Consider the following 16198-nt stretch of genomic DNA (forward strand, 5'->3'; position numbering starts at 1 on the left):
CGCCGGGCCGATCCGTTCAGCGACCGATCAACTCAGCCGCTCGAGGATCATCGCCATCCCCTGTCCGCCCGCCACACACATCGTTTCCACGGCGAACTGCTCGTCCCGCTCCTGCAGCGCGTGGATCGCGGTCGTGGCGATGCGTGCCCCGGTCATCCCGAAGGGGTGCCCGAGGGCGATGGCTCCACCGTTGACGTTGACCCGTTCCGGGTCGATGCCGATGTCATCGATCGAGGGCAGAACCTGAGCTGCAAAGGCCTCATTGATCTCGAGGAGATCGATGTCACGAATGGCGAGCCCGGCGTTGTCGAGGGCGCGCTGGACGGCCTGCACCGGACCAAGTCCCATGATCTCAGGACTGAGCGCCGAGACCCCGGTCGCGACGATGCGGGCGAGTGGGGTCAACCCGAGTTCGGCCGCACGGACCTCGCTCATTACCACGAGGGCAGCCGCACCGTCGTTGAGCGGACAACAGTTGGCAGCCGTGACCGTCCCGTGCGGCCGGAACACCGGTTGCAGCGCGCTCACGCTCTCGAGCGTCACCCCTTTTCGTGGACCGTCGTCCGCGCACACCTCGGTGCCATCCGGCAACCTGACGGGCGTGATGTCCCGCTCCCAGAAGCCGCGTGCGGCGGCGGCCTCTGCCCGCTGCTGGCTGCGCACCGCCCACTCGTCCTGGGCGCGCCGGGAGACACCACGGAATGTCGCGACGTTCTCGGCGGTGTCACCCATCGCGATGTAGATGTCGGGCAGCTCGTCGGCCCCGCGGGGGTCGGTCCAGACGTGGTCGGCGTTCTCTGCCTGGGTCCGCGTACGTTCCGTCGCTGCCTCGAAGCGCGGGTTCTGTGTCCCATCCCCGCCATCGGCTTTGCCTGCGCCGAATCGAGAGACGGCCTCGACACCTGCGGCGATGAACACATCGCCCTCACCCGCTTTGATCGCGTGGAACGCCATCCGCGCGCTCTGCAGAGAGGATGAGCAATAGCGATTCACCGTGGTACCGGGAACATCATCCAGTCCGAGTTGCATCGCGACGATCCGTCCGATGTTGTATCCCTGCTCGCCGGCGGGTTGCGCGCATCCCATGAGAAGGTCGTCGATCGTATGCGGATCGAGCTCGGGCACGGCATCCAACGCCGCCTGCACGATCTGCGTCGCCAGATCGTCGGCACGCAGCTCACGCAGACTGCCCTTGTATGCCCGCCCGATGGGTGAGCGGACCGCAGAGACGATGACGGCTTCGGCCATGGAGAACTCCTCTAGGTACGGGGCTGGTCGCCCGGAAAGACATCTGCATTGGGTGTGTGTGACAAGAAGGCGGGCCATTCACCACCGCCGTCCACCGGCACAACACCGCCGGTGACGTGCGCGGCCAGTGGCGAGGCCAGAAAGACGCAAACGTCACCGACCTCCTCCGGCGTGGCCAGGCGCCCCCGCGGAATGGTGCCGGCGACACGTGCATGCTGCTCGGGGCTGCCATAGTGCTCATCGGCGCCGTCGGTGGCGACGAGCCCGCAACGCACGGCGTTCACGCGGACCTCGGGGGCCCATTCCGCGCCCAGGCTGTGGGTGAGGCTCTCGAGAGCGGCCTTTGCCGCCCCGTAGACGGCGGTGCCGGGGCTCGGACGCCGGGCGCTGATGGAGGTGATGTTGATCACGCTCCCTCGACGTTCCCGCAGGAGTGACCACGCCGCACGTGCCGTGAATGCGGCCGAGAGGAAATTGAGCTCGGTGATCGCGCGCAGGTAACCGGGCGACCCGGCTTCGAACCGGCCGAAGGGCGAGCCGCCGGCATTGTTGACCAGCACGTCCAGCCCTCCGTGGCGGGCGCGCAGCTGCGACATCCATGCGTCCACCTGCTCCGGGTCGCGGACATCCACGGCGGTGAAGCGGGCGCGCCGCCCGTCCGCCTCGGGCAGGGTGTCCGGTTCGGTACGCCCACAGAACTCGACGTCTGCGCCGGATGCCAGGAATCGGGTGACGATGCCTCGCCCGACGCCACGGCCACCACCGGTGATGGCCACCACCTTGCCGGACAGATCGATGAGGATGGTCACGGGTTTCTCCCTTGTGTACTGACGCGGCACCGTCGCCGGGCGAGGGCCCTTGGCCACATTACCAAACAAATGCTAGTTTTGTTGCATGAACGACGTAGTGGCATCCTCCCCCATCCGGCGACACGTGGTGGTCACAGGTGGAGCACTCGGTATCGGCGGCGCAGTGAGTCGGCGTTTCGGCGCCGAAGGCGCGCTGGTGGTGCTCGTGGACATCGACGAGGTCGGCGCTGCGACGGCACGGGCGGAGATCGTCGCGGCCGGCGGCGCCTGCATCGTGGTCATAGGCGACATCACGGACGACGAGACTGTCAGCGCGCTGGGGGCGGCCGTGGACGAGCATGCAGATGGGCGCGTCGACGTGTTGGTGAACAACGTTGGCGACTTCCGACCGGCAAAGGCGGTGTTCTTCAAGAGCCCGCCCGAGCAGTGGGAGCGCCTGCACAAGCTCAACTACTGGCACGTGCTGACCGTGACGCACCTGCTGCTGCCCGGAATGATCGAACGCGGCTCGGGAGCCATCGTGAACGTGTCTACAGTCGAGGCATTCCGAGGCATTCCAGGGAATGCCGTGTACTCGGGTTACAACGCTGCGGTGTCTGCGTTCACAAAGAGCCTGGCGGTCGAAGTGGCAGGGTTCGGCATCCGCGTGAACGCGATCGCACCCGACCTCGCCGACACCCCGCAGACTCCCGCCGAGCTGATGCTCGCCGGTCGCGACCCCGAGCTCATCAAGTCGTGGGTCCCGCTCGGCCGCTTCGGCGAGCCGGACGACTACGCCGACGTGGTCGCCTTCCTCGCCTCCGACGCCGCACGCTTCGTCACCGGGCAGACCATTCCGGTCGATGGCGGCACTCTTGCCGCATCGGGCTGGTATCGCAAGGCCCACGGCCGCGGCTGGACCAACATGCCGGATCACGCCTGAGGTTCGACGCGCGACCGAACCATGCCGCGCATCAGCCCACGGCACTGCCGAAGTAGGCCTGCTGGATCTGTTCGGCCGTGACCTCGCTGGACGGTCCCGAGAGCACGGTTCGCCCCATCTCGATGATGGTGACCTGGTCTGCGATGGCAACAGACTCGTTCACTCCCTGCTCGATCAGGAGGATGCCCAGGCCCGTGCTCTTGAGTGCGTGGATCTGTTCCATCACCTCTTTCACGATGACCGGCGCAAGCCCCTGGCTGGGTTCATCGAGGATCAGCAGCTTCGGCCGGGCCATGAGCGCCTGCCCGATCGCGAGCATCTGCTGTTGACCGCCGGACATGCTGGCCGCTGCCAGCGCCCGCTTCTGCTTCAGGATGGGGAACAGCGCGTAGATTTCGTCGAGCGCGCCGGCGAGTGCGTGCCGGCGCTGCCCGGTCGAGAAGCCTCCGAGCAGGAGGTTCTGCTCGACTGTCAACTCGTGAAAGACACGCTTTCCCTCTTGCACATACGAGATGCCCTGAGCGACCCTCTTGTGGACGGGGGCGTCGAGCGGACGCCCCCGGTACCGGAGAGCACCGGACGTCGCGCGGTTCAGACCCGAAATGGCGCGCAGGGTCGTGGTCTTGCCGGCACCGTTGCGGCCGAGCAAGACCGTGATCTCCCCGTTCCGGACGGTCAGCGAAACATCGCGGACGACCTTCAGGTCACCATAGCCGGTCGCGAGGTGCTCGACTTCGAGCAAGATGTCAGCGGCCATCGTCGCCTCCAATGATGTCGGTGTCCACCGCGGCCCCGAGGTACTCCTCGAGCACCTGGGGGTCACGTTCGATCTGCGCCGGGGTCCCATGAGCCATGACCTTGCCCTGTGCGAGGACATAGATGTCATCGGCGAGCCGCAGCACCAGCTGGAAGTTGTGCTCGACGAGCACGACTGTCATTCCGGCATCCCGCAGCCGCCTGATCAGAGCTTCGAGGACGTCCAGTTCATCCTCGTCCAGTCCAGACGCGACCTCATCCAGAAGGAGGACCTTCGGCGACGAAGCGAGACTGCGCGCCACCTCGAGCAGCCTGCGATTGCCCAGCGGCAGGGCATCGGCGAACTCGTCGCTGTGGGCGCTCAGACCCACAAGCACGAGCGCCTGCAGTGCCTGCTCACGGTCGCTGCGCCGCACCCGGCGGAAGCGAGGCAGACGCAGCACCGCCGAGAGGACGCTGGCGCGATCGGCCGCGTAGCGCCCCGACTCGACGACCTCCAGAACAGTGAGCTTCTCGGGGATGTTCGGAGTCTGGAACGTGCGCGAGACTCCTGCACGGGCGACTCGGTACGAGGCGCGCCCCTGGATCTGCTCGCCGTCGAGGCTGATGGTTCCGGCGTCCGCCCTATAGAAGCCCGACACCATGTTGAGCAACGTTGTCTTGCCCGATCCGTTGGGACCGATGATGGCGGTCACAGCGCCAGGCTCGGCCACCACGTCGACGTCCGAGAGCGCTTGGTTACCGCCGAATGCCTTCGACACGCCGGCGATCTCGGTGCGAGCACCCGGCATCGGCCCGAGCTCTCCTGTCTGGCCCGTTTCGGTCGTCTGGCCCAGCCGCACGTGCGCGGCACGATCGAGGCGACGGATGCCCCTGCGCACCAGACCGGACACACCACCGGTGAACAGCACGCCTCCGAGCAGAAGGAACGCGCCGGAGATGATGAGCCCGTACTGCTGGAAGTTCGTCGACTGGTTCATTCCGAACTGCAGGACGGCGGCACCGATGAGGGCGCCGTAGATGCTTGCGGAGCCGCCGAAGATGGATGCGGCCAGCACCGTCATCGCAAACGAGAACGAGAACGCCTCCGGGGAGATGAACATATCCAGGTTGGCGAACAGCACCCCCGCCAGGCCTGCCGGGAGGGCACCGAGCGCGTACGCAATGAGCTTCGTGCGGAAGACCGAGATACCCATCGACGAGGCCAGCACCGGGCTCTGTTTGAGAACTCGCAACGCGGTTCCGTGGCGCGATACCACAAGGTTACGCATCACCGCGAACCAGAGGATCGCGACGAGAACGATGGCCACATAGTAGCTGCGTGTGTCGATCATCTCGCCAAAGAAGGTCGGTGACGCAATTCCAGACATTCCATTGCGTCCCCCGGTGATCCCCTTGAACATGGAGAGCACATCGGGTACGAGCAGGATGAGGAAAAATGATGTCATCGCGAGCGACCAGCCACCCAGGCGTAGCCCGGGGACGCCGGAGATCAGCCCGACCGCGAGCGCCGCGAGTGCTCCGGCGATCAGTTGCAGCCAGAGCTCGGTCACCCCAGCCTTGCTGATGAGACCGGCTGTGTATGCGCCGGCCGCGTACATCGCGACTTGACCGAGTGCGAGCTCCCCAGCGTACCCGAACGAAAGGTTCATTCCGCCGACGATGAGAGCGAGCAGCAGCGAGAGTTCGATCTGGCGGGTCACCGTGTAGTTCAACCCGACGAACGGCAGGGTGATCAGCACGACGCCCACCGCGAGCGGCCAGATCCAGCCGGGGATGCGGCGCAGACGCACCCAGAATGTGGCCATGGCTACACGGTCCTTTCAGTGCGACGGGTGAGCAGGCCAGTGGGCTTGATCATGAGAATGGCGATGAGGATGACGAAGACGCTGAGGTTGGCGTAGTCCGAGCCGATGTAGCGACTGGCGAGTGCCTCGACGAGCCCGACGATCAGACCGCCGGCAATGGTTCCCCACATGGATCCGAAACCGCCGATCGCGAGCACGACGAACCCTTTGATCGCCAGCGACGCGCCGAGGGTGGCGACTGCATACGTCTTGGGGCCGACGAAGACACCGAGCAGACCCGCCAGAACGCCGGTGAAGATGAACGCGATGAGTGCGAAGCGTCGCACGTTCACACCCCGCAGCTGGGCGGCTTCGCGGTCCTCACTCATGCCGAGAAGCGCGATTCCGGTAATGCTGCGCTTGAGGTACTGGGTGAGGATGACCACGAGCAGGAGCACGAGGACGATCAGCGACAGTTCGACGGGGTACACGCGACCACCGAGGAGAGTGAGGACCTGGTCACCGAAGAAGAACGGCACCCGGCGGGGCTCACCGCCCCAGATCACCTGCGCGATGCCTTCGATGATGATGGATGCGCCGAGTGTCGTCACCAGGAGGTTGTGGGAATCCTTCACCGGCCGCACGGCGATGCGCTCTTCAAGTGCGGCCACGCCGCCCACGATGATGCCGGCGCCGATCGCCACGAGCCACCAGGGCAGTCCCCACACCGAGATACCGATGTAGGCGAGGAACGCGCCCACCATCATGAGCGCCGCTTGTGCGAAGTTGAACGTCTTCTGCGAGAGGAAGACGATGTTGTATCCGATGGCGACGAGCGCGTACACCGCACCCAGCGCAAGACCGGACCAGATGATCGTCATGAGATGAGCGCCTTTGCAAGAGAGCCACTGCAGGGGCGGCCCCGGCCGTCACATCGACCGAGGCCACCACCACATGCTGTTCCGTTACTGGAATTGTCCGTTCTTCAACGGGCCGGGCGAGATGAAGAGGAACTCATCCGGTGCCGCCTGCGGGGTGTGAGATTCCGTGGTGAAGTTGTACTTCGACAGGATCACTGTCTTGGCATCTGCCTGGACAGCCGGGTCGACGAGTGCCGTGGACAGAGACTCTGCATTGAGCGACTTCGCCTTCTCAGCCGCAGCCTTGATGAGGAGCATCGAATCGTAGTTGTAAGCGAGGATCAGCGACGACTTGATGTCCCCAGCCTCCACCATCCGCTTGACCGCATCGTTGACGGCGGCATCGTCCGCACTGTACTTGGTGCTCGAGAACACCTGCATCGTGAGGTTCTTGACCTGATCCGTTCCCAGCACGCCGTCCGGCGGGGCGGTGGCGATCAGGCCGGTGGCCGAGACGGAGTTGTTGCCCATGATCGGCACGTCCCAGCCCAGCTTCTCGAAGCCCTGCAGAACGTACCCGAGTGGGGCACCATACGCATCCAGCACGACTACATCCGGGTTCCCGGACTTCAGTGCGGAGATCTGCGCAGTCATGTCCAACGCGGCGTTGTCGTAGCCCTCGTTGCCTGTGATCGTGAATCCTGCGGAGGTCAGAGTCTTCGCGCCCAGCTCACCGAACTGCTCGCCGTACGCGCTCGACCCATGCAGGATGGCGACCTTCTCGTAGCCCCGGTCCTTCAACGTTGCGGCGAACGAACCCATGTAGTCGTTGACGGAGGGAGACAGGTCGAAGTTGTACGGGTTCTTCGAAGGATCTCCGGACGTAGCCGTGGGACCGATGTTGAACGAGAGGATCTTGTTCTGCGTAAGGATGGGGATCGTGGCATCCGCGACGGTGGATGGACCCGAGTTCATCACTACTGCCGGCTTCTCGCCGCCGGCGATCATCTCGCGAAGCTTCGTGACGGCCACGGTCGGGTCCGCGGTGTCGTCGATGACCGAGATCTCCACCTGACGCCCCAGGATGCCGCCGGCGGCATTGACTGCGGCGACAGAGGCCTTGGCTGCCGTGACGGAGGTGGTCGCGTTGTTGGCGAGCACCCCCTCGGCACCGATCCCTCCGAGCACGACGACCTTGATCGGACCGGAATCGCCCGAAGCGCCGCCCGGCTCACTTCCTCCACCGGCGCAGCCGGACAGTGCAAGTCCAGCGACGACGACACCGGCGGCGGCGGCTGTGATTTTGCTGAAACGCATCTGCCTACCCTTCTCCTCTTTGAGTGCAAGCGACCAAACGCTTGCTCAAGTAAACCACACTGACGCGCGCGAGACAACCAAACTGTGACTGAGCGTTTGCTTGGTCGGGTGAAGCGATGCTAGCGTCCCGGCCATGGATGCTGCTGGCCCGCGGGACGGGTTTATCGGACTTCCCGGCACCGCTCTCGTCGTCGGTGGCTCGGGCGGCATCGGCGCCGCCATCGTCAGGCGACTGACGGCGGCCGGAGCCCGCGTCACGCTCACCTTTCGGTCATCCGTCCCCGATGATCTGCTCCGAAAGTGCGGCGAGACTGTCAGCGCCCGGCAGCTCGACGTGCAGGATGCAGACGCGGTGAGCAACCTCGTGGCGGAAGTCACCGCTCAGGAGCAATCCATCCACACGGTGGTCCATGCCGTCGGCCCCCACGTGCCGATGATCCACCTCTCCCGAGTCCCACCAGCACAGTTCGCCGCCCAGGTCGACGCTGACTTGACCGGCTTTTTCAATGTTGCCCACGCGGTGATCCCTGCCCTGCGCGCGTCATCGGGATCGCTGACCGTGATCACGAGCGCCGCGACCCGTCGATACCCGGTGAGAGACGGTCTGTCCGCCGCGCCCAAGGGTGGGGTCGAAGCGTTGTCGCGTGCCCTCGCCGCCGAAGAGGGGCGCTACGGGGTGCGTGTCAACTGCGTCGGACCAGGCATGCTCTGGGACGGAATGTCCGAGAGGCTGATGGACTCCGGCGATCTCGACGATCAGGCCCTGGATGTGGCCATGCGCAATATCCCGCTTCGGCGGTTCGGCCACGCCGAAGATGTCGCCGCGGCAACCGTCTTTCTCGCTTCTCCGGCTGCTGGCTTCATCACCGGGCAGAAGCTCGATGTGGATGGTGGATTCGGCGTCTGACCGCCCATCGACCAGGACCCCTCCTCGAGCGGGCCCACCCACCACAGGCGGCATTCGGTGGAGAGTTCCCGATGTACACGCGGTCTGACCCCTCGACCGCCAGCCGACCACTCAGCCTTCCGCAGGAACCTCCACACGAAGGACATGGATTGCCCCGCTGCGTTCGACAACGGCCCGTTCAGGCTCCCAACTCTCCGAGGTGCAGACGAAGAGATCGCGGCCATCAACGCCCCCGAGCGCGACAGCATAGGGGTTCGCGATGGCGATACGGTCCGTCACCCGACCATCGGCGTCGACTCGGATCACCTCTCCCGAGAATGGCGAGGCAACCCAGATCCCATCCAGTGCATCGATCGCAAGCCCATCCGGCCACTCCGAGTCAAACTCTGTCAGTGTCCGTCGATGCGAGAGTGACCCGTCCGGCCCGACGTCGAAGACTGTCAGCCTTCCTGGAGTCGACCGTGTCTCTGCGACGACCAGCTCGGCGCCTCCCCGCCGAAACACCATTCCGTTGGGGAAGTAGAGGTCATCGGCGGCGGCAGTCACCTCACCGCTCGGCTGGACAAGTGCCAGTGTCGCGGGCTTGATCGGCTCCCCCGGGGGCGCGCCGTCGCCATAGTTCCCCACATACGCCCGACCTGCGCGATCGGTGATCATGTCGTTGAGGTGCCACGTGGCGATGCTCGAAACATCGGCATGAACTACAGGAGCAGTCTCACACCCCACCAGCGGGACCCGGTAAACGCAACGGTCCTCCTGAGACGTCACAAGTAGTACGTCATCGGAAAGGAACCCAATCCCTGAAGGCCGACCGGGGATTTGTGCGAGCGTTCGAAGTCCTTGAGACTCGCTCCACGCACAGATCTCCCCGGCGTGCATGTCCGAGAAGTACAGGACGCCCGCGTGCCATCGAGGGCCCTCGGGGAATGTCAGTCTGTCGACGATTGTGTGCGTCACTTCACAGCCTCCTTCTCTGTATGGGATGAACGTTCTCCTGGTGACGGGGCGTGAGCAACAGCGCCGCGATCTCTGCGGTCCTCATCGCCGCCTCTCGGTCGGTGCCGCTTCGTCGTTGAGACACGCCGTTGAGTGACAGTGACCCCAACAGCGGCGATCAGCACGACTCCTTGGAAGACCTGGGGCGCCCACTGACCGATCCCGGACAACAACAGCCCATACGAGCCCGTCTGTAGCAGCAGTACGGCTACCACCGTGCCCCACGGGTTGAACCGGCCTCGGCGGAACTGGGTTGCGCCCAGAAACGCTGCCGAATAGGCGGGAATCATGTAGGAGGCACCGCCCATGGGGTCGGCCGCTTGGATTCGCCCAAGGAGTACCAACCCCGCAAACGCACCAATCAGAGATGAGGCTATCAAAGCAGACGCTCGGAGCGCAGTGACGTTCACACCCGCCAGCCGCGAAGCCTCAGCGTTGAATCCGACACCGTACATCAACCGGCCAACTCGCATTTTCTCGAGGAAGATGCCGAGCATCACCATGAGTACAAGCATGTACAGTACGGGAAGCTGCAGGCCAAAGATGCGAGCGGTAGACAATTGGCTGAACGCTCCGGTGATCCCGCTCGTCATGATCTTATTATCGGAAATGGCAACGGTCAACGCCGCAAATATCGAGCCTGTGGCGAGTGTGCCAATGAATGAGTCGATCTTCATCCCCAGCACGATGAATGCATTTACCGCGCCGAGTGCTGCGCCGGCGAACAGCGTGATGAGGATCACCAACCCGACAGGCAGGTCCGTGTTTCCGAGAAGCCAGGCACTGACTACGGCAGATAGGCCAACAACGGCCCCGATGGAGAGATCGAACACGCCAACCGCGAGCGGAAGGATGACGCTCATGGCAACGATCGCTGTGACGGTGCTCTGATTGAGAATGGTCTGCGGTGTCGACGCCCTGAGGAAGAGTGCGGGCATCCATAACGAGAAAGCAATGATCAAGAGGATCCAGATGTAGACCGCACCGATCAACCGAGGCGACATAAACCGCCACACCGACGGCACTTCGGCATCGTGTTCAAACATGGTCTTGCTCCATACCACTATTCGTGCGGCCTGAAGACATGGCGTATGCCAGCTTCTCCTCGGTCACATCGCTTCCATTGAGCTCGCACGCCACCTGCCCGTCGACCAGAACCAAGACTCGGGAGCACATCCGCACCAAGTCCTCCGTGTCCGAAGAGGCAATGATCACCGAGATCCCGTCGGCAGCTGCCGCCCTTGTCTGTGCGTACATCAAGCCTCTGGCGCCGACATCGACTCCGCTCGTGGGGTCATCCAAGACGAGTACCTTTGGCTTAATTGCGAGCCACTTGGCGAAGATCACCTTTTGTTTGTTTCCACCGGACAGCGCAGCGTATGCGACGCCTTCCCTTCGCGGTCGAATACTCAGTCGATCGATCCAGTCGCGAGCACGCTCATACTCCCCGCGGTGATGCGCCGACAGGCTGTGTGTCGATGCGTAGAGAACATGGGAGATGTTCTCACCCACCGAGAACTGGCCAACGGCAGCGCCAAGATCGCGATTGGCGAGTACAAGTGCGACTCCGGCTCGCGCTGCATCGCGCGGACTCTTCATGAAGACTCGCTCGCCATCAATTCTCAACTCGCCGACCTGTCCGGACGCGCCGCATAAAGTCCGTGCGATCGACTCGCGCCCCGATCCGTCGAGCCCGGCGATCCCGACGATCTCTCCGGGGCCGACCTCGAGAGAGATGCCCGAGATGGTGCCTGCTGACACACGCGAAGCTTGAATCCGAGTGCGTTCCCGGTGCGCGGCTACGGGCTGCGGCGGTGCGTGCGGCTCGTTCTTCACGTCGGAACCGACGATCAGGCGCACCAGTTTCTCCCTGTCCAGCCCTGTTGCGGTGACGCTCGCCACGACTCGCCCATCTCGAAGTGCTGTCACGTGGTCAGAGAGTTCGAGCACCTCATCCAACCGGTGCGAGACATACAGGACGGCAACACCCTGACCTGCAACGCCCCGTACGAGGCCGTGCAGCCGCTCCACGTCATCGACCGGCAGCGCGGCGGTCGGTTCATCGAGAACCAGCACCCTCGCTGTACCGTCTCCTGAAGCGCCTAACGCCCGGGCGATTGCAATCGAAGATCGCTCCACCGCGGTCAGCTCGGAGACATGTCGATTCAAGTTGAGCTTGATGTCAAGCTTCTTCAGCAAAGTGGTCGCGCTGAGACGGAGTCCGCCCCAGTCTATGACACCACGCCGAGTTGGAAAGCCATCTGTCAGGCCGAAGTTCTCTAAGACGGAAAACTCTTCTACCAGGCCGAGGTTCTGATGTACGAACCGGAGACCATGTCGGCGCGACTCCGTCGGGGAGCCAAGCGGAACAGTCTTCCCCTCGACCTCCATCGAACCGCCCGGGGTCGGCCGATGGTACCCAGAGAGAACCTTGATGAGTGTGGACTTCCCAGACCCATTTTCACCCACGAGTGCGTGGATTCGGCCCGGCGCAAGATCAAGATTGACACCGATCAGCGCACGTTGCAGTCCAAACGATTTCGAGATCTCCCGCAGCGACAATACTGGAGCGATCACGGGGTTACTCCCCAGAGCTCCTCATACTGCTTCGCGTAGTCGACGACGAGGGGGAAGTCTTCTGTGGTGGACGGAAGGGTGTCCTTCGTGACGATCCACACCGGAAGGGTGTGCGCGGTGGATGGCTCGGTATCTTCGCCGTTGAAGTATCGAAGCAAGAAGTCAACCTGTCGGAATGCCGCCTCCCAAGTTGGTGACGTGTCCACCGCCTGCAGATACTTGCCCGTCGACAGGTACGCACTGGTCGTGGGTGACGTGTCCAAGGTCACGAAACCCACCGAGTCATCGATGCCCCCTGCCTCGAGCGCGGCAGGCAGGCCGATCATCATGTCCGAATACCCCATGTAGACCCAGTTCACATCAGGATGAGACTGAAGGTAAGTGACGACACGTGTGGAAAGATCATTGCCGAGTGCGTCGATGGGAAGGTCCTCGATGTCGACCTGGCATTCGGGGCAGCTCTCACTGATCGTCTTGGAGAAACTATCCGAAACCATCTTGATATTCGGGAACGCTGACGTCGAGAATGCAACGGCATTCGTGTGCTTGCCAGCACGACTCAGAACATAGTTCGCGAGACGGGCGCCCTGTTCCGTGAAGTCTGGTCCCCATTTCTGCGCCGCCGTGATTCCCTTCTCCGGAGGTTCGGCGGTCGTCATGTTCAGAACGGGGACGTTCCTCGCGGAAAGCTGTGCGAGCTCCTCCTCGAACAGGGCCCGGCTGAAGCCGCTGGTGAGCACTGCGTCCGGGTCACCCAGCACCGCCTGCTGCCAGGCCGCCTTGATGCTCTCCGGCGTGAGGCCCGCATCGATGACCTTCAGTTCCCAGCCCACCGCATCCGTGGCTTCCTTGATTGCGCCACCGACAACCGCGCACGCCGGAGAGCCGCACTGCATCCAGTAGATGACTTTGCCCTTGGGTACGGGCCCCTCAAGAGGTGCGGTGACGCCGATGCTTGTCGGTCGGATCAGGTCCGCCTTGATGGCTTCCGAGGCCTTCTGTGCCACGGCGTCCGGCGGAGCGCTGGCGCCGCCTGCCGAGTCGGGAGCTGCGCACCCCGCCAGCAGAAGCGCACTCAGCGCGACGGCGCCGAGAGTCAGCGCACCTTTCACGATACCGAACATGATCTGCCCCACTTCCTTGTGGCTCACAGCCTGCGGATCAAGCAAGCGTTTGGTTGCTGAGAGTAGTCCGGATCTTCAACCCATGTCAACCGCTGGCGACGCGCCCGTCTGTCCACCGTGTCGGCCCGAGGACTTCCGGGCGCCGAATTCTGGGCTACGATGCTGACCAAACGCTTGGTCAAGGAGGATCATGATGAGTAGCGCAAACTTCGGATTCACACAGGGTGATGTGCTGCTGGTGACCGGTGCCGGCAGCGGCATCGGCCGTGCCACGGCACTGCGCGCAGCAGAGTTGGGGCTGGCCGTCAGCGCGTGGGATCTCAACCCGGACGGCCTTGCACAGACTGTCGACCAGATCCGTGCGGCAGGCGGCCGCGTGCACTCCTGGGTGGCAGACGTCAGCGACCCGGATGCTGTGGCGGCCGGTTTCAGCGATGCCGCCGCTGCGGTCGGTTCCATCCGCTTCCTGCACAACAACGCTGGCCCCGCCTCGAGCAGCCCCCTTCCCTTCGATCGTGCGCTGCAGATCTGCGTCACCAGCGCACACACGATGACCGAGCAGTGGGCGACCCAGCTACCCGACTCCGCATCTGCGATGGTGGTCACGACGTCGGTTGCGGGCAACCGGATCGGAACCGAAAGCGATTGGTATTCGGCGTCGAAGGCTGCGCTCATGGGCTACGTGCGCCACCTGGCCGCACACCGCGCACACGAGTTCCGCAGCAACGGCGTCGCGCCCGGCATGACCGACACGCCTCGCCTCGCCTCCTTCACTGAAAGCGAGATCGGCCAGCGTGCGCTGGCACGCATTCCCTTGCACCGGCTCGCTTCACCCGACGACATCGCCTACGCCGTGCTCTTCCTCCTCTCACCGCTGTCGGCCTACACGAACGGTGTCTTCCTCCCCGTCGACGGAGGCTGGACGGTCACGCAGTGAGCGATGACCCTCCGGTCCTGCACAGTCACACGGTCCGGCTCAGCTATGCCGACACCGACCCCGCCGGCATCCTCTACTACGCCGCGTGGTTTCCCAAGATGGAGGCGTTGCAGTCGGAGTTCCTCTATTTGCAGGGCTTGCGCCAGGACACACTTATCGAGCGATTCGGATGGTGGACCGTCTCGCGCGCGACCGAATGCGAGTACCTTGCGGCGGCTCGCTTGTTCGACATGATCCGCATCGAGCTGCGACTCGGACGCGTCGGCACGAGCTCGTTCCGGTTCGAATTCCGCATGCTCCGCATCGATGACGATGTGCTCGTCGCCCGCGCCGCCAACATCGTCGTCACCGTCTCTCCCGATCAGCGCCCGGTACGCATCCCGGCGGGCTTGCGAGAGCGATTGGACGCTTGGGCGGTTTCCGCACCTGTGGGCGCGGGAACATGAACGGGGACGTCGCCGACCGCGTCGAGATCACGATGCTCATCGCCCGCATCGCCCATCTCGCCGACGAGGGAAATCCCGTCGACTATGCGGGCTGCTTCACCGTTGATGCGGTATGGGACCTGGCGGATGCCACGGGCCTACCCATGGGCACTGAGCGGATCGTCGGGCGTGCTGCCATCCACTCAGGGGTGCAGGAACGCCGCGAGGCCGGCATCCAGGGTCCCGGCTCTCATACGATTCATGACGTCTCGAGCATCGACGTGCACGTGGAGGGACCGACTGCGCACGCCCGAAGTATCTTCCGGTACTACCGGCATGTCGACGCAACTCCGCAGCTGGTGAGCATCGGTGTGTACGACGACGACTTCACCCTGACCGCAGAGGGGTGGCTCCTCAACCACCGGACCATCCGCCGTCTCTGACATCGCGCGGTACGCGCCACGCTCAAGATGCACCGTCCAGGAATCTTTCCGCACGCCCACTGCGTACGAATTCCAGATGCAAGGCCGTCTGCGCCAGTGCCGAGTGCAGGTGGAAGCCATGGAGTCCTGCCCACCCACCCGTCCACGTCATTCTGCTCGCATATTCCCAGACCGGTGCATCCGCCAGCACACCCCTCAAGCGCGCGACTTCGCGCGTACGTCGCAGGTGGTGTGCGACGATCTGGGCCCGACGCGTGCGAAGTCCGGTGAACCGGAATTCGTGTCCCGGCAATACCTGGTAACCGTCGACACCCGCGAGCCGCTCGAGCGAGTCGAACAGGTCCGTCAACGGATCCGTCCCCGGTAACGAGCCGATACCCACCCCGGAATAGATCTGCGGCAGCACATGATCCCCGGTGAACACGAGCCCAGCGGCGTCGTCGACGAGGCAGACGTGACCACCGGTATGCCCTGGGGTGGCCAAGACGGTCAGTTGGCGACCGCCGAATGCCAGCACGTCGCCGTCCTCGACGACCAGATCGGGTTCGACATCGGCGACGAGTGAGGCACGGTCGAAGTTTGCGAGCAGATTGTCGCGCGCCGCCAGCGGCACACCCCATGTCTTGAGCCGGTGACGATAGTCCACGCGGTCATGTGCGGCAGGCGCCGTCTGCTGAGCCAGCACACGCCGCTCTGCATGCGAGAAGACGATTCGTGCTCCCGACTCATCGCGCAGGCGGGCGGCGATTCCGAGGTGGTCGGGGTGATGGTGGGTCGCGACCACCGTGACGACGTCCGCGACCGACGAGCCGAGGCGTGCAAGCGAACGCCGCAACGCCGCTGCATTGTCGTCGCTGTTCCAGCCGGGGTCGATCAGATGAACCCCGTCCGGGCCCACAAGAGCGTAGGTGAGCGTGGAGGGCAGCGCACCACCCGGGATCGGTGATGCGAACGCCCAGACTCCCGGGACCACCTCCTCCGGCCGGGCAAGCGTCCCAGCGCGCCAGGCGTCGCTCTGCGCTCTGCTCATCGTCAGGACGTCGTCGTGCATGATCTCACCCTAGCTACCGCTTGGTCATATTCGATGTCT

Annotated in this window: 16 protein-coding genes; 5 read left to right on the forward strand and 11 right to left on the reverse strand. The window is 64.1% G+C overall.

Annotated features, from left to right (window positions below):
• Positions 1 to 27: 27 nt before the first annotated feature.
• A complete protein-coding gene (locus H577_RS0104090) occupies positions 28 to 1248 on the reverse strand; it encodes an acetyl-CoA C-acetyltransferase (protein ID WP_029144879.1) in 1221 nt (406 codons plus the stop codon).
• 11 nt (positions 1249 to 1259) lie between these two features.
• Positions 1260 to 2057 carry an SDR family oxidoreductase gene (locus H577_RS0104095; protein ID WP_029144880.1) on the reverse strand — a complete coding sequence of 266 codons (798 nt, stop codon included), beginning with the start codon at positions 2055 to 2057 and terminating at the stop codon, positions 1260 to 1262.
• Between the two features lie 85 nt (positions 2058 to 2142).
• Between H577_RS0104095 and H577_RS0104100 the strand changes: the two genes are divergently transcribed.
• A complete protein-coding gene (locus H577_RS0104100; protein WP_051191717.1) occupies positions 2143 to 2979 on the forward strand; it encodes an SDR family NAD(P)-dependent oxidoreductase in 837 nt (278 codons plus the stop codon).
• 31 nt (positions 2980 to 3010) lie between these two features.
• On the opposite strand, the gene H577_RS0104105 is transcribed toward H577_RS0104100, so the two are convergent.
• From H577_RS0104105 to H577_RS0104120, 4 genes are all read right to left on the reverse strand, one after another.
• Positions 3011 to 3736, reverse strand: a complete 726-nt coding sequence (locus tag H577_RS0104105) for an ABC transporter ATP-binding protein (protein WP_036283666.1) — start codon at positions 3734 to 3736, stop codon at positions 3011 to 3013.
• Complete coding sequence (locus H577_RS0104110; protein WP_029144883.1) at positions 3726 to 5543, reverse strand: branched-chain amino acid ABC transporter ATP-binding protein/permease; 1818 nt, start codon at positions 5541 to 5543, stop codon at positions 3726 to 3728. Before H577_RS0104110 ends, H577_RS0104105 begins: the two co-directional genes overlap by 11 nt.
• A gap of 2 nt (positions 5544 to 5545) precedes the next feature.
• On the reverse strand, positions 5546 to 6403 hold the full coding sequence (locus H577_RS0104115) for a branched-chain amino acid ABC transporter permease (protein ID WP_029144884.1): 858 nt from the start codon (positions 6401 to 6403) through the stop codon (positions 5546 to 5548).
• A gap of 84 nt (positions 6404 to 6487) precedes the next feature.
• Entirely contained in the window at positions 6488 to 7699 is a 1212-nt protein-coding gene (locus tag H577_RS0104120) for an ABC transporter substrate-binding protein (protein ID WP_029144885.1), read from the reverse strand.
• Between the two features lie 133 nt (positions 7700 to 7832).
• Between H577_RS0104120 and H577_RS0104125 the strand changes: the two genes are divergently transcribed.
• Positions 7833 to 8606, forward strand: coding sequence for an SDR family NAD(P)-dependent oxidoreductase (locus tag H577_RS0104125; protein ID WP_051191718.1), 774 nt, complete (start codon positions 7833 to 7835; stop codon positions 8604 to 8606).
• A 111-nt stretch (positions 8607 to 8717) separates the two neighbouring features.
• On the opposite strand, the gene H577_RS0104130 is transcribed toward H577_RS0104125, so the two are convergent.
• From H577_RS0104130 to H577_RS0104150, 4 genes are read right to left on the reverse strand one after another with little or no spacing between them, the layout of a single operon-like run.
• Positions 8718 to 9563, reverse strand: coding sequence for an SMP-30/gluconolactonase/LRE family protein (locus H577_RS0104130; protein ID WP_029144887.1), 846 nt, complete (start codon positions 9561 to 9563; stop codon positions 8718 to 8720).
• A complete protein-coding gene (locus tag H577_RS15035) occupies positions 9560 to 10648 on the reverse strand; it encodes an ABC transporter permease (RefSeq protein WP_084515791.1) in 1089 nt (362 codons plus the stop codon). The genes H577_RS0104130 and H577_RS15035 overlap by 4 nt, the downstream gene beginning before the upstream one ends.
• Complete coding sequence (locus H577_RS17280; protein WP_084515793.1) at positions 10641 to 12179, reverse strand: sugar ABC transporter ATP-binding protein; 1539 nt, start codon at positions 12177 to 12179, stop codon at positions 10641 to 10643. Before H577_RS17280 ends, H577_RS15035 begins: the two co-directional genes overlap by 8 nt.
• The gene (locus H577_RS0104150) at positions 12176 to 13348 is read right to left on the reverse strand and encodes a sugar ABC transporter substrate-binding protein (protein WP_156876544.1); all 1173 of its coding nucleotides are present in this window, start codon (positions 13346 to 13348) and stop codon (positions 12176 to 12178) included. Before H577_RS0104150 ends, H577_RS17280 begins: the two co-directional genes overlap by 4 nt.
• A 184-nt stretch (positions 13349 to 13532) precedes the next feature.
• Here H577_RS0104150 and H577_RS0104155 point away from each other — a divergent pair, with 184 nt between their 5' ends.
• From H577_RS0104155 to H577_RS15045, 3 genes are read left to right on the forward strand one after another with little or no spacing between them, the layout of a single operon-like run.
• Positions 13533 to 14240 carry an SDR family NAD(P)-dependent oxidoreductase gene (locus tag H577_RS0104155; protein WP_029144890.1) on the forward strand — a complete coding sequence of 236 codons (708 nt, stop codon included), beginning with the start codon at positions 13533 to 13535 and terminating at the stop codon, positions 14238 to 14240.
• Positions 14237 to 14686, forward strand: a complete 450-nt coding sequence (locus tag H577_RS0104160) for an acyl-CoA thioesterase (RefSeq protein WP_029144891.1) — start codon at positions 14237 to 14239, stop codon at positions 14684 to 14686. Before H577_RS0104155 ends, H577_RS0104160 begins: the two co-directional genes overlap by 4 nt.
• Positions 14683 to 15108 carry a nuclear transport factor 2 family protein gene (locus H577_RS15045; protein ID WP_051191724.1) on the forward strand — a complete coding sequence of 142 codons (426 nt, stop codon included), beginning with the start codon at positions 14683 to 14685 and terminating at the stop codon, positions 15106 to 15108. Before H577_RS0104160 ends, H577_RS15045 begins: the two co-directional genes overlap by 4 nt.
• Before the next feature lie 22 nt (positions 15109 to 15130).
• Here the strand turns inward: H577_RS15045 and H577_RS15050 are convergent, their stop codons facing one another.
• On the reverse strand, positions 15131 to 16159 hold the full coding sequence (locus H577_RS15050) for an MBL fold metallo-hydrolase (RefSeq protein WP_051191726.1): 1029 nt from the start codon (positions 16157 to 16159) through the stop codon (positions 15131 to 15133).
• Positions 16160 to 16198 lie beyond the last annotated feature (39 nt).

The organism is Microbacterium luticocti DSM 19459 (assembly GCF_000422405.1).
GTDB lineage: Bacteria > Actinomycetota > Actinomycetes > Actinomycetales > Microbacteriaceae > Microbacterium > Microbacterium luticocti.